The sequence below is a fragment of the Streptomyces sp. NPDC030820 genome (assembly GCF_055572075.1).
The window spans coordinates 142570-155166 of the sequence record NZ_JBVIEB010000012.1; the positions used below are offsets into that span (position 1 = coordinate 142570).

10 protein-coding genes and 2 pseudogenes are annotated in these 12597 nt (G+C 74.1%); 2 read left to right on the forward strand and 10 right to left on the reverse strand.

Annotation, left to right across the window (positions count from 1 at the left end; translation table 11 throughout):
- Positions 1 to 56: 56 nt before the first annotated feature.
- The 3 genes from ACZ418_RS30415 to ACZ418_RS30425 form a co-directional block, all read right to left on the reverse strand.
- Positions 57 to 1622 carry a phytoene desaturase family protein gene (locus ACZ418_RS30415; RefSeq protein ID WP_468369264.1) on the reverse strand — a complete coding sequence of 522 codons (1566 nt, stop codon included), beginning with the start codon at positions 1620 to 1622 and terminating at the stop codon, positions 57 to 59.
- Between the two features lie 79 nt (positions 1623 to 1701).
- Positions 1702 to 3870, reverse strand: a complete 2169-nt coding sequence (locus ACZ418_RS30420) for a serine/threonine-protein kinase (protein ID WP_468369267.1) — start codon at positions 3868 to 3870, stop codon at positions 1702 to 1704.
- 117 nt (positions 3871 to 3987) lie between these two features.
- Entirely contained in the window at positions 3988 to 4830 is an 843-nt protein-coding gene (locus ACZ418_RS30425) for an oxygenase MpaB family protein (RefSeq protein WP_468369624.1), read from the reverse strand.
- Between the two features lie 177 nt (positions 4831 to 5007).
- Here ACZ418_RS30425 and ACZ418_RS30430 point away from each other — a divergent pair, with 177 nt between their 5' ends.
- Positions 5008 to 5544: an SRPBCC family protein gene (locus ACZ418_RS30430; protein ID WP_468369270.1), complete on the forward strand. Its 537-nt coding sequence runs from the start codon at positions 5008 to 5010 to the stop codon at positions 5542 to 5544.
- Here ACZ418_RS30430 and ACZ418_RS30435 read toward each other — a convergent pair.
- Complete coding sequence (locus ACZ418_RS30435) at positions 5501 to 6679, reverse strand: acyl-CoA dehydrogenase family protein (protein ID WP_468369272.1); 1179 nt, start codon at positions 6677 to 6679, stop codon at positions 5501 to 5503. The genes ACZ418_RS30430 and ACZ418_RS30435 overlap by 44 nt on opposite strands.
- Positions 6680 to 6778: 99 nt before the next feature.
- The gene (locus ACZ418_RS30440) at positions 6779 to 7150 is read right to left on the reverse strand and encodes a four-helix bundle copper-binding protein (RefSeq protein ID WP_468369275.1); all 372 of its coding nucleotides are present in this window, start codon (positions 7148 to 7150) and stop codon (positions 6779 to 6781) included.
- A gap of 180 nt (positions 7151 to 7330) precedes the next feature.
- Between ACZ418_RS30440 and ACZ418_RS30445 the strand changes: the two genes are divergently transcribed.
- Entirely contained in the window at positions 7331 to 7681 is a 351-nt protein-coding gene (locus ACZ418_RS30445; RefSeq protein WP_468369626.1) for a DUF6479 family protein, read from the forward strand.
- Between the two features lie 59 nt (positions 7682 to 7740).
- Here the strand turns inward: ACZ418_RS30445 and ACZ418_RS30450 are convergent.
- The 5 genes and pseudogenes from ACZ418_RS30450 to ACZ418_RS30470 form a co-directional block, all read right to left on the reverse strand.
- A pseudogene (locus tag ACZ418_RS30450) lies at positions 7741 to 8181 on the reverse strand (RpiB/LacA/LacB family sugar-phosphate isomerase); the annotation flags it as partial.
- A gap of 153 nt (positions 8182 to 8334) precedes the next feature.
- Entirely contained in the window at positions 8335 to 9864 is a 1530-nt protein-coding gene (locus tag ACZ418_RS30455; protein WP_468369278.1) for an ANTAR domain-containing protein, read from the reverse strand.
- Between the two features lie 120 nt (positions 9865 to 9984).
- Entirely contained in the window at positions 9985 to 10443 is a 459-nt protein-coding gene (locus ACZ418_RS30460; protein ID WP_468369280.1) for an STAS domain-containing protein, read from the reverse strand.
- A 117-nt stretch (positions 10444 to 10560) separates the two neighbouring features.
- Positions 10561 to 11499, reverse strand: a pseudogene (locus ACZ418_RS30465) (glycosyltransferase family 2 protein).
- Positions 11489 to 12517: a glycosyltransferase family 9 protein gene (locus tag ACZ418_RS30470; protein ID WP_468369283.1), complete on the reverse strand. Its 1029-nt coding sequence runs from the start codon at positions 12515 to 12517 to the stop codon at positions 11489 to 11491. The pseudogene ACZ418_RS30465 and the gene ACZ418_RS30470 overlap by 11 nt, the downstream one beginning before the upstream one ends.
- Positions 12518 to 12597: the final 80 nt, after the last annotated feature.

The following is a 12597-nucleotide window of genomic DNA, read 5'->3' on the forward strand; positions in this document are numbered from 1 at the left end:
GGACGACGGAAGAGGTTTTCTGACGTCCCGTCAGATTATTTTGCGGGTCACGGGCGTTACGCGGTGGCCTCCAGTACGGCCATCGCCGCGTTGTGCCCCGGCACGCCGCTCACCCCTCCCCCGCGCACGGCGCCCGCACCGCACAGCAGGACGTTCGCGTGTCGGGTCTCCACTCCCCAACGGCCGGTCTTCTCCTGGGCGTAGGGCCAGGACAGGGCTCGATGGAAGATGTTGCCGCCCGGCAGCCTGAGGTCTCTCTCCAGGTCGAGCGGGGTCTTGGCCTCGATGCAGGGGCGGCCGTCGGCGTCGGTGGCCAGGCAGTCGGTGAGGGGTTCGGCGAGGTGGGCGTCGAGCTGGGCGAGGGTGGACTTCAGCAGCTCCTCGCGAACGGCGTCGTTGTCCCGGTCGAAGAGGCGGGCCGGGGTGTGCAGGCCGAACAGGGTCAGGGTCTGGTAGCCGCGCTCGGCGAGGTCGGGGCCGAGGATGGTGGGGTCGGTCAGGGAGTGGCAGTAGATCTCGGAGGGCGGGACGGCGGGGAGTTCGCCGGCGGCGGCCTGGGCGTGGGCGGTGGCGAGCTGCCGGTAGCCCTCGGCGATGTGGAAGGTGCCGGCGAAGGCCTCCCGCGGGTCGACGGCCGGGTCGCGCAGCTTGGGCAGCCGGGTGAGCAGCATGTTGACCTTGAGCTGGGCGCCCTCGGCGGGCTCGGGTGACGGGTCGCCGGTGAGGGCGGCCAGTTCCTGCGGGGAGGCGTTCACCAGGACGTGCCGGGCGGCGGCGACGCCCTCACCGTCGGCCGTACGGTAGGTGACCTCGGCGGAGTGTCCGTCGGTGGCGATCCGGACCACCTCGTGCCCGGTCGCGAGAACCGCGCCCGCCGAACGGGCCGCGGCGGCCAGGGCGTCGGTGAGGGCGCCCATGCCGCCGACGGGCACGTCCCAGGCGCCGGTGCCGCCGCCGATGACGTGGTAGAGGAAGCAGCGGTTCTGGGCGAGGGAGGGGTCGTGGGCGTCGGCGAAGGTGCCGATCAGGGCGTCGGTGAGCACCACGCCCCGGACCAGGTCGTCCGTGAAGTTCTCCTCGACGGCGACGCCGATCGGCTCCTCGAACAGGGCCCGCCAGGCGGTCTCGTCGTCGATGCGGCGGCGCAGTTCGTCGCGGGTGGGCAGGGGCTCGGTGAGGGTCGGGAAGACACGCTCGGCGACGCGCGTGGTCATCCCGTAGAAGCGCTGCCAGGCCTGGTACTCACGCTCGCCGCCGGTCAGCCGGGCGAAGGCCTCGCGGGTGCGCTGTTCGCCGCCGCCGACGAGGAGTCCGGTGGGCCGGCCGTTCCGCTCGGCCGGGGTGTACGAGGAGATGGTGCGGGCGCGCACCTCGAAGTCGAGTCCGAGATCGCTCACGATCTTCTGCGGCAGCAGGCTGACCAGGTAGGAGTAGCGCGACAGCCGGGCGTCGACACCGGCGAACGGGCGGGTGGAGATCGCGGCGCCGCCGGTGTGGTCCAGTCGCTCCAGCACCAGCACCGAACGCCCGGCGCGGGCCAGGTAGGCGGCGGCGACCAGGCCGTTGTGTCCTCCGCCGACGATGACGGCGTCGTATGTGCGGGTGTGCTCGTTGGCAGGCATGGTTCTTCGTAACACGTGGTGATCCATTGCGGCCAGAGGTACGTCCCGGGCGGGGGACGGGTGCGGCAGGAGAGTCCCCTCAGGCCCCGCCGGACGCATGCCGCCGGTGGACCACCGCGACCCTGCGGTACAGCTCGCCGGCCTCGGTCCCCCGGCCGAGCCGCTCCAGACAGTGCGCCTCGTCGCCGCGCGCGGCGAGGGTGCCGGGGTGGTCCGGGCCGAGGATCTGCTCGCGGGTCTCGGCGACCCGCCGGTACTCGGTGAGGGCCTCCGCCCAGCGGCCCAGCCAGCCGAGCGCGACCGCGATCTCGCGGCGGCTGACGAGCGTGTCGGGGTGGGCGGGCCCGAGGACCTGCTCGCGGAGCAGACAGACGTCGCGGGCCTCGGTCAGGGCGTCCTCCCAGCGGCCGAGCCGGCCGAGGTTGACCCCGAGTCCGTGCCGGGCGCGCAGGGTCTCGGGGTGGGTGGGGCCCTGGACGCGGGTGCGGTCCACGATCAGCTCGCGGTACACGCGCAGGGCGTCCGCGCTGCGGCCGAGGCGGCCGAGGCTGAGGGCGGTCTCGTAGCGGGCGGCGAGGGTGTCGGGGTGGTCGGCGCCGAGGACGCGTGCTCTGGCCTCGGCGACCTCGCGGTAGATGCCGAGCGCCTCCTGCCAGCGCCCCGACTGACCCTGGGCGTAGGCGACTTCACAGCGCGAGACCAGGGTGTCGGGATGGTCGGCACCGAGCACCCGGGCACGGGCGGCGGCCACCTCCAGGGCCGTACGGCAGGCCTCGTCCAGACGGCCGAGCCGGCCGAGGGTGCAGGCGAGGTTGTGGCGGCAGCGCAGGGTGTCGGGGTGGTCGGAGCCCATGGCGCGGACCCGGACGGCCAGCACCTCCGTGTACACCTGGTGGGCCTCGAAGTGGCGGCCCAGCCGGCCCAGCGCATAGGCCGTCTCCTGGCGGGCGGCGAGGGTGTCGGGATGGTCGGCGCCGAGGACGCGTGCTCTGGCCTCGGCGAGGTCCGTGTAGGCGGCCAGCGCCTCGGCGACCCGGCCGGCTCGGACCAGGGCGAATGCCGCCTCGTAACGGGCGGCCAGGGTCGCCGGGTGGTCGGGACCGAGGAGCGCGGCCCGCTCGGCGGCCACCGCCTGGTGCGCCTCGCCCGCCTCGGCCCACCGGCCGAGCCCGGCCAGCCGGACGGCCTCGCGGTGCCGTGCGCTGCGCTCCGCCGCGCCCCTTTGGGGTGCCGCAGCCCACCGGCACGACAGCATCGCCCCCGAGACCGGCGGCAGCGCGCCGAGGCCGGTGCCGAGCGCCTTGGGGCCGGTGGTCATGCCGTGAGTCCAGGCCGGCGACCGGCTCCTGCCCCCGGCGTCCGGGAGCGCGGACCCGACGGCCTCAGGAAAGGCGCCCGTTGTGCGCCCGTCCCGGAGGCGGCGGACCAACTCCCCCGCGTCGTAGGGTCGTTCCTCGGGCCGTTTGGCCAGCAGGTCGAGGATGATCCGCTCGAGGTGGCCGGGAAGCTCCGGCCGGTGTTCGCGTGGGGGCCGGGGTGGGGTGACCCGGTGGCCGATGAGGATCGCCCAGGCGTCCTCCAGGTCGAACGGCGGTGCACCGGTGGCGATTTCGTACAGCACGCAGCCCAGCGAGTACAGGTCGCTGCGCTGGTCCACCGCGTCGCCGCCGATCTGTTCCGGGGACATGTAGTGCGGGGTGCCCAGCGCGACGCCGGTGCCGGTCAGCCGGGCGGTGAAGCCGATGTCGTGACCGAGGCGGGCGATGCCGAAGTCGCAGATCTTCACGGTCCCGTCGGCCAGCCGGACAACGTTGGCCGGTTTCAAGTCCCGGTGGACGACGCCCCGTTGATGGGTGTAGGCGAGAGCGGCGGCGACCTGTGCGGCGACGTCTTCCACCTCCGCCACCGGCAGCGGATGGCCCTTGTTGTCCTGCAGCAGCCGGCTCAGATCGCGGCCCTCCAGCAGCTCCATCACCAGATACGGGACACCGTCGGACTCGCCGAAGTCGTGGACGACGGTCACCCCGCGATGCGAGAGGCCGGCGGCCACCCGGGCCTCACGGCGGAAGCGCTCGCGCAGGACACGCGCGAGAGACGGATCGTGGTAGGGGCCGAGCGGTTTGAGGCACTTCACGGCGACCTGCCGGCCCAGGGACTCGTCCCGGGCCCGCCACACCTCGCCCATCCCGCCCCGCCCGATCAGATCGAGCAGCCGGTACCGGCCCTGAACCAGCCTGTTCTCCCCCATAGCGATCCGCCGCCCCCGTCGCCGTCCGCCCCGCCGCCAGGAGACCGGGCCCGGCACCGCGCCGCACCACGTCGGCCCGATCCGCGCCACACCCCCCTGCCCGTCCAGTATGGCGGCCTATCGCCCGACTTTGTACGGTGCCGGACGCGCCCCCGGTCCGAGCCGCGCCATGGCCCGCAGGATGTGTTTGGGCGGCAGTTGCCAGCGCACACGTGCGGGAACGCACCGCAGCAGCGCGCCCGTGGCCCGCAGTCGGCGGGTGACGACGGCGGGTGCGGGGGCCGGTCTGCCGTACAGCTCATGGGCGTACGGCGGCAGAGCGGCGTACGCCAGTTGGGCCACGCACCGCCACAGCACCTCGCGCGCCGGGACGAGAAGGGGATGCGTCGGCGGCCGGAGCAGGAAGTCGTCCACCTCGCGTGCCTCGGGTCCCGCCGCCAGCTCCGGCCGTACCTTCTCGAAGTACGCGGCGAGTTGGGTCCGGCTCGCCGGTACGGTCGCCGGGTCGAGGCCCACCAGGCGGGCGCTGACCCGGTGTTCGGCTATGTACCGGTCGGCCTGGGCGTCGGTGAGCGGGAAGCCGGAGCGGCGCAGCACGTGCAGATAGGAGTCGATCTCCGCGCAGTGCACCCACAGCAGCAGCTCGGGTTCGTCGACGCCGTACCGCTCTCCGGTCTCCGGGTCGGTCGCCGTCAGCATGCTGTGGATCTTCCGGACGCGGGCGCCGGCGCGTTCGGCGGCCTCGGTCGTGCCGTAGGTGGTCGTACCGACGAAGTTCGCGGTGCGCATCAGCCGGCCCCAGGCGTCGCGCCGGAAGTCGGAGTTCTGCATGACGCCGCGCACCGCGCGCGGGTGCAGGGCCTGGAGATAGAGCGCGCGGACTCCGGCAACCCACATCATCGGATCGCCGTGCATCTGCCAGGTCACGGAGCTCGGCGTGAACAGCCCGGGGTCGCCCATGTGGATCATTGCCTCGACAGTGTACTCGTCGGTCTCGCGCGGCCACCCGGCTGCCGGCGGCGACGTCCGGCCGCCGAAGGACCGGACCGACCGCCCGCACGACCGATGAGTTCCGCCTCGCCGCATCGTCTGCATGTCGGGAACGTCCCCCTCCCGACGACAAGGAGCGTGCACACCATGGACCAGGAGCATGTGAGCGTCACCCGCACGGTCGCCGTGCCCGCCGCGAGGGTGTTCGCGGTGCTGGCGGACCCGACGACCCATGCTGCGATCGACGGCACCGGCTGGGTTCGGGAATCCGTCGACCGGGCACCGCTGACCGAGGTGGGGCAGATTTTCCGGATGGACATGTACCACTCCGACCGTCCAGACGGTGACTACCAGGTGGTCAACAAGGTCGAGGTGCTCGACCCGCCGCGCGCCATCGGCTGGCTGACAGGGCAGGACAAGGGCGACGGTCACCTGGAGTTCGGCGGCTGGATCTGGCGTTACGACCTGGCGCCGCTCGGTCCGTCCGAGACCGAGGTCACGCTCACCTACGACTGGTCGGGGGTGCCGCAGTTCATCCGGGATCGCGGCATCCGGTTCCCGCCGTTCGGCCCCGAGCATCTCACCAACTCGCTGCACCACCTGGCCGAGCTTGCCGCACCGACGGATGGCCCCCGACCGGCTAGCGACGCACCCTCGGCATCCCCAGGCCGATCCAGGAGATGATCTCGCGCTGGATCTCGTTGTTGCCGCCGCCGAAGGTGAAGATGACCGCGGAGCGGTAGCCGCGCTCCAGCTCGCCGTGCAGGACGGCGCCCGCCGAGCCCTCCTTCAGTGGGCCCACGGCCGCGACGATCTCCAGGAGCCAGGCGTAGGCGTCCCTGCGGGCCTCGGAGCCGTAGACCTTGACGGCGGAGGCGTCCTGCGGGGTGAGCGTGCCGTTCTCGACGGCGCTCACCATCTGCCAGTTGAGCAGCTTCATCGCGTCGAGCCGGGTGTGGGTGCGGGCCAGCAGGCGGCGCACCCAGGGCAGGTCGGCGACCCGGCGGCCGTCGGCGAGCTTGGTCTCCATGGCCCAGCGCTGCACGTCGTACAGGGCGCGGATGGCCATGGTGCCGTGCGCGGCGAGGGTGACGCGTTCGTGGTTGAGCTGGTTGGTGATCAGCCGCCAGCCCTGGTTCTCCTCGCCGACGCGGCGGGAGACCGGGACGCGGATGTTCTCGTAGTAGCTCGCGGTGGTGTCGTGCGAGGCGAGCGTGTTGATGACGGTGCAGGAGTAGCCCGGGTCGGAGGTCGGCACCAGCAGCATGGTGATGCCCTTGTGCGGCGGGGCGGCGGGATCGGTGCGCACCGCCAGCCACACCCAGTCCGCCGTGTCGCCGTTCGTCGTCCAGATCTTCTGACCGTTGACCACGTACTCGTCCCCGTCCCGTACGGCCCGGGTCTTCAGGGCGGCCAGGTCGGTGCCGGCGTCCGGTTCGCTGTAGCCGATCGCGAAGTCGATCTCGCCGGAGAGGATGCGCGGCAGGAAGTACGCCTTCTGCTCCTCGGTGCCGTACCGCATGAGCGTCGGGCCGACCGTGTTCAGCGCCATCAGCGGCAGCGGTACGCCGGCCTGCGCGGCCTCGTCGAAGAAGATGAACTGCTCCATAGCCGTCATGCCGCGCCCGCCGTACTCCTCGGGCCAGCCGACGCCGAGCCGGCCGTCGGTGCCGAGCCGGCGGATGGTGTCGCGGTAGAACCGCTTCTGCGCGACCGGGTCGGCGTACCGGGCGTAGGCGTTGTCCGGGACCAGCTGTGCGAAATAGGCGCGCAGCTCGGCGCGCAGTCGCTGCTGCTCGGGCGTGTGGTCGAGATGCACGGCGCCTCCAGGCTCCCCAAGGGCGGTCCTGACGGCGCACACCGTAGAACGTGTTTCAGAAATAGGGAATGATGCGCCCCGGGGGAATTCCGCCGAGGGTCACTCGAGGCTGTGCAGGAACTCCGAGCAGGCGTCGGCACAGGACCGGCAGGTGGCCGCCGCCGCCTCGGCGCCGGGCTGCTTGTCGAAGGCGCGGGCGCACTCCAGGCAGACCGAGCGGCACCACTCCAGCCGGACCCGGATCTCGCCCTCGTCCTGCCGGCTCTCCTCGCACAGTACGTGGCACGTCGCGTCGCACACCTCGGCGCACATGATGCCCAGCCTGCGCACCCGCTCATGGCACTCGGTGCCGTCCGGGTCGACCAGGCTCGCGCGCACCGCACAGGCCCGGGCGCACTCGGTGCACGCCTGGGCACAGGCGAATCGGTCCTCCAGGAACCGGTAGAGCTGCTGCGAAGTCGGTGTTGTCACACCGTGCGGGTAGCCGGGGTGCAGGGCCACAAACCACCGCACGGGGCCGGATGGCGTCCGGGCGCGCCCGGACGCGCCGCCGGCAGGAGCCAGGTCGCCGTCCGTTCACCACCGGTCACACACGGTGTCCGGTTCGTCCGGTTCTGGGCGGGGTATGCCTGTTCTATGGATACCGCATCGATGCAGCTGGCCGCAGCGAGCGGCCTGATGAGCCTCGTCCTGTTCATCGTGGCCGTGGGCGTCCTGGCGCTGCTCGCCGGCGGCTTCTGGATGACCTCCCGCGTCAAGTACCGCGAGTCACCTCGGCCACGGCCCGAGGAACAGCCCAAGCTGCCGCCGGAGGGCCCGGTGCGCGAGGTGCGGGAGAACAGGGATTACGAGGAGGTCCCCGAGATCCCCAAGGGCGGCCGGCCTCTCACCCCGTACGACCTGAGGAACCAGGACTCGAAGCCGAGCGCGTCGAAGGAGCGCCCGCGCTGGAGCCGGGGTTCCAGCGGCTCCTTCGGCGGCGGCGGACTCGGCGCCCACTGACACCGCGACACCCGGCCGGCCCGGCCCGCGCCGGTCCGCCGTACGCCCCTAGGCATTCCGGCGGCGTCCAGGCGGCCGACGCGGGCCACGTTCTGCCGGTCCTCGGGGTCCTGGCTGGGCTCGCCGGCGAACCAGGCGTCGAGGATCTCCTTCAGCAGCGGTTCGGAGGTCAGGCGCAGGCTCAGTGCGAGGACGTTGGCGTCGTTCCAACGGCGCGCGCCGTCCGCCGTGATGGCGTCCGTGCACAGCGCCGCGCGCACGCCGGGCACCTTGTTGGCCGCGATGGACGCGCCCGTGCCGGTCCAGCAGCACACCACCGCCTGTTCGGCGGCACCCTCGACCACGTCCCGGGCGGCGGCCTCCGAGCAGGCCGCCCACTGCGGGTCGGCGCCGGGGCGCAGGGCGCCGTGCGTCCGCACGTCGTGGCCGCGCCGCCGCAGGTCTTCGACGAGTGAACGGGCCACGGGTTCGTCCATGTCGGAAGAGACGGAGATCCGCATGCCCTGGAGCGTAATACCTGCGGCGCGGGGGCCGGGTGCGGATTACAGCCCGGGGCGCGCTGCCGGATGCCGGGGCGCGGACGGGCGGCTCATCGCGCCCGCGCGACGGTGGCCGCACATCAGACAGCCCGCGCCCCTTTGGGGCGCGGGAACTCAGGGATGATCCGGCCGCTGCGCGGGAGGCACGCCGCCGCCCTCGCCGCCGCCCTTCTCGCCCTTGTCCGAGCCGTGCGGGCGGCCGCCCGCGGCACGCTCGGCTGCCTGCCGGGCCTTCATCTGGCCACTGTCCTGCGGCGTGCCGCCCCCTTTGTCACTGCGCCGCTGTTCGGGCTGCTGCGGATTGGACATGCGCCGGGCTCCCTCCGGGTGGTGCGTGGTGCCTACCGACTCCGGGTTCCCAGGACGGCGCGGGTCACCCCCACCGTCCTCGGCGGGCGCGGCGGAGCCGGTCACCGTCCGGTGGAGGTGTTCGAGGGCGTCGAGCAGCACCGAGCGGTGGTACCAGCTCAGCCAGGCCGCAGTGTCGGAGGCCAGCAGACCGAGGGCCTCGGCCCGGGCGGCGGTCGGCCGGTGCCCGGTGTCGGGCCACTGCAGGGTGATCACGCCGATGCAGGACCCGGTCGCGTTCAGCACCGGGACGCTCTGCAGGGCGCCGGTGCCCGTGCTCAGCAGGACGCGCCGGGCCTCCTCGGAGAGCAGGGCGTCGCCGGCCACGTCGGGCACGCTCACCCGGCGTCCGCGCAACCGGGCGAGCGCGTCGGCCGTGCCCTCGTCCCGGCCGCGCACGAGCAGGTCGAGAAACGTCTCTGCGCAGCCGTGGTGGGTCTCCAGCATCAGCGCGTTCACGGCCGGGTCCACGAACCGCACGTATCCGGCCGGCGCCCGGCCGATGGCCAGCGCCTCGTGCAGCACGGCGTCGATCATCTGCCGCCGGTAGCGGGGGTCGCGGCCGTCGCGGCCCAGGATCCGCAGCTGCGGCACGGGCAGGGAGCGGCGGCCGGGGAACCACACCTCGCCGTCCGGCGGCCGGGCCACGACCACGGCGGAGACGAGGACGCGCAACGGCACGTTGAACCGCTGCGAGGCCTCGCGCAGCGCCCGGAAGGCGGAACCGGAGTCCGGCAGGCCGTAGCGGACCATGAGCACGCCCTGTGCCATGCCGATGACCGGGGCGGTGCGCACCCGGGCGCGCAGCGCACGGACCTCCTTGCGCAGATCCTCGTAGCTCGGGCGCAGCGGATCCGCCATCTGCGACCGCCAGGCGGGCAGCTCCTCCACCCGGGAGCCGACCCGGGCCAGCTCCCGCATCGCCTCGTCGAGGCTGGCGTAGAGCCGGACGCCGTCGAGGCGGGCGAGGTGCACGGCCTCACGCACCCCGGGCCGTGCGCGGACGATGATCAGGTCCGGGCGTCCGGCGCGCGACCGGGTCGCCTCGCTGAGCGTGTGCAGCACGGCGGCGCCGCCGAGCTGCACATGGGCCATGTCCAGGACGGGCCGCAGCCCCGCGCGGTCCGCCTGTTCGAGGTGGCCGCGCAGCTCCGCCGACCAGGCCTGGACGCCCGCGGCGTCCAGGCTGCCGGACATGCGCAGCAGCAGCGCCGCCTCGGCGGGCAGCCCGTCGACGACACACGACTCGATGACGAGCGGTGCCGGGGCGGCGGACGGTTCGGAAGAGGGACTCATGGCATCACCCGGACAGGACGGCGCGACGAACTCGGGCGGCCTCTTCCTGACCGCTGTGCACGGTGACGGCCCGGCCGCCGGCCCCGCCCCCACCGCGCCGGACGGGTCGGGCCGGTGCGCTCACCAACCGGTGCCGCCGGGCCGTGGGCCGGCCCGCCTGCGGGCCTCCAGGGAGTTCAGGGCGGACGCCATGGTGGCGTGCACCCGGACGCCCGGCAGTCCCGCGGCGCGCAGCGCCTCCCGCACATGCGGCCGGGGCTGTACGACGGGCAGGGCGCGTCCGGAGAAGGCCAGGACCCCGGTGGCCCGGTCCACGGCCCGCACCGCGGCCGCGCAGGCGAGGTACACCTCGGTCATGTCCAGCACGGGGTGTTCGCCGATCCGGTCGGCCTGGGCGATGTGCTCGGCGAGCGTCTCGGAGAACTCCGTGGCGTTGGTGGCGTCCACGGTTCCCCGCGCCTTCAGGACACAGACGGCGCCGGCCTCGGGCCGGTGTTCGTGCACGGTCTGGAGGAGCAGCGGGGCCGGGCCGCCGGGGCGGACCCGGGCACGGGACAGCTGACCTTTATCCATGGGCATCGGGCTTCCTGGGTCGGGAAGGAGTCAGCCAGCCGCGTCTTGACCGGGACGTTCACTGTGCCCCCGCCCCACGCCCGACGCAACGATTCTCCACGGGCGTGTCGCACCGGGGGCGGTTCAGCCGACATACCGCCGGGCGGGTGAGGTTCGGCGGGCCCGCTCCAGCTCGGCCAGCCGGCGTTCCAGGTCGGGCGGCACCGGGTCGCGCTGGCGCAGCACCCACGGCAGCCCGGCGGTGGCGGGCGAAGGCGCGCGCGGAGGCGAAGTCCCAGGGCACGGTGCGCATCAGATACCCGGTGCGGCGCAGCGCCGGCAGCAGCGGGCGGCGCAGCCAGGTGAACCACAGGGTGTTGCGGATCCCAAGGTCACGGCGGGCCGTGCTGTCGCGCAGCCGGGAGGCCTGGTGGTGGACGGTGAGGTCCTCGGCGTAGGCGAGCCACCAGCCCTGTCGCAGCAGGTCGCAGGCGAGCAGCTCCTCCTCGCCGCCGAGCCACAGGCCGGGGTGGAAGCCGCCGCCGGACCGGAAGGCCTCGGTGCGCAGCACGGTGGCACCGGCGAGGAAGGAGCCGAGGGCCGGTCCGGGGAGCCAGTCGGGTCCGGCGAGCGGGGACTCGCGCAGCTCCCGTACGACGGGATCCTCCGTGCCGCCCGGTTCCACCACGTTCCGCGCGGTGACGGCGGCGAGCCGGGGCCGGGCGTCGAGCAGGCCGGCGGCGCGCCGCAGGCTGCCGGGCTCCCACCAGGTGTCGTCGTCGCAGAAGGCGACGTAGGGCGTGCGCACGTGCCGGACGGCGAGGTTGCGGCCGACGGCTCCCAGGTTGCGGTACGGGCCCAGCAACGTCGTCTCGGGGAAGTCGCGGACGACGGCTTCGGCGGTGCCGTCGGCCGAGGCGTTGTCGGTGACGATCACGCGGGGCGTTCGGGCAGCCGGCGCAGCAGCGCGAGGGTGCGCAGCAGGCTGGCCCGCCGGTCGCGGGTGATGACGGCGACGGTGATCCGCGGGTCGCGGGCGGCGGTGTCCCGGTGGGTGAGGCCGGTGGCGGACTCAGTGGACATGCGCCGCCTCGGGTCCGGCCTGTCGCGCGCCGCGGGCCGGTTGGAGCAGTGTCAGGCAGGCCGCGGCGACCTCCGTGGAGCGGATGCGCAGCAGCCGGGCGTCGGGCGTGCGGCCGTGCGGATCGCCGGGCGGGCCCGGCTTCCACAGAGCCAGGTGGCCAGGGCTCGGGGGCGGTCCCCACAGGCGCGGGGAGACGGGGCCGAACAGAGTGACGGAGCGGGTGCCGTGGGCGACCGCGAGATGCGCCAGGCCGGTGTCGCCGCTGAGCACCAGGGACGCCTCGGCCACCAGCGCGGACAGCTCCCGGTAGGGAAGGCCGCCGACGAGCATGTCGTCGGCGCGCTGTCCGCTGCGCTCGGCGACCGAACGCACCAGGGCCTCCTCGCCGGGGCCGCCCGTGAGCACCACATGGTGTCCGGCCGCGCGCAGGCTCCGTACGACGGCGGCGAACCGCTCCCCCGGCCAGCGGCGTGCGCCGGAGGCCGCGCCGGGGTGCACGACCACGGCGCCCGGCGCGACGGACCGGGTCCCGGGGCGGGGCAGCCGCAGGTCCAGGGGATCGGCCTGGATGCCGTAGGCGCGCAGGAAGGCGCACCAGCGGTCCCGTTCGTGGGCCTGGGCCTGCCACGGCGGTCCGTCCGGGCAGGCGTGGGCGAGCAGCCGGCGCGGCTGTACGGCGGCGAGGGCGTCGCGGCTCTCGGGGCCGTTGCCGTGCAGGTCGATCGCCAGGTCGGGCGGCGCGCCGGTCCAGTGCGTGAGGGACGGCACGGCCCGTCCGGGGGCCTCGGCCGGGAACACGGCGTCGATCGCGCCGGTGGCGAGGGCCGGCTCGGTCAGGCCCGGGGGCTGGGCGAGCAGGATCCGGTGACCGGGGAAGGCCTGGCGGATGCCCCGCAGCGCGGGCACGCCGGCCAGCAGGTCACCGAGGCCGAGCGCGCGCAGCACCAGGATGGTCGGGGGGTGGGGCGGAGCGGTCACCGAGCGGGTCCTCCAGGGGTGCGGGAGCGGCGGCGGCATGGCGGGCGGGTACCACGCGGCGGGCGAGGGACGCGTCCGGGCCGCGCTGCCGGGTCGCGTCGGCGGGGGCACACCCGAAC

Excerpts from the sequence above, each read along its gene's own strand:
- ACZ418_RS30430 (WP_468369270.1), top strand. The coding sequence starts at position 5,008 with ATGGACCAGGAGCATGTGAGCGTCACCCGCACGGTCGCCGTGCCCGCC.
- ACZ418_RS30445 (WP_468369626.1), top strand. The coding sequence starts at position 7,331 with ATGCAGCTGGCCGCAGCGAGCGGCCTGATGAGCCTCGTCCTGTTCATC.
- ACZ418_RS30460 (WP_468369280.1), bottom strand. The coding sequence starts at position 10,443 with ATGCCCATGGATAAAGGTCAGCTGTCCCGTGCCCGGGTCCGCCCCGGC.
- ACZ418_RS30470 (WP_468369283.1), bottom strand. The coding sequence starts at position 12,517 with ATGCCGCCGCCGCTCCCGCACCCCTGGAGGACCCGCTCGGTGACCGCT.
- ACZ418_RS30455 (WP_468369278.1), bottom strand. The coding sequence starts at position 9,864 with ATGAGTCCCTCTTCCGAACCGTCCGCCGCCCCGGCACCGCTCGTCATC.
- ACZ418_RS30425 (WP_468369624.1), bottom strand. The coding sequence starts at position 4,830 with ATGGGCGACCCCGGGCTGTTCACGCCGAGCTCCGTGACCTGGCAGATG.
- ACZ418_RS30420 (WP_468369267.1), bottom strand. The coding sequence starts at position 3,870 with ATGGGGGAGAACAGGCTGGTTCAGGGCCGGTACCGGCTGCTCGATCTG.
- ACZ418_RS30415 (WP_468369264.1), bottom strand. The coding sequence starts at position 1,622 with ATGCCTGCCAACGAGCACACCCGCACATACGACGCCGTCATCGTCGGC.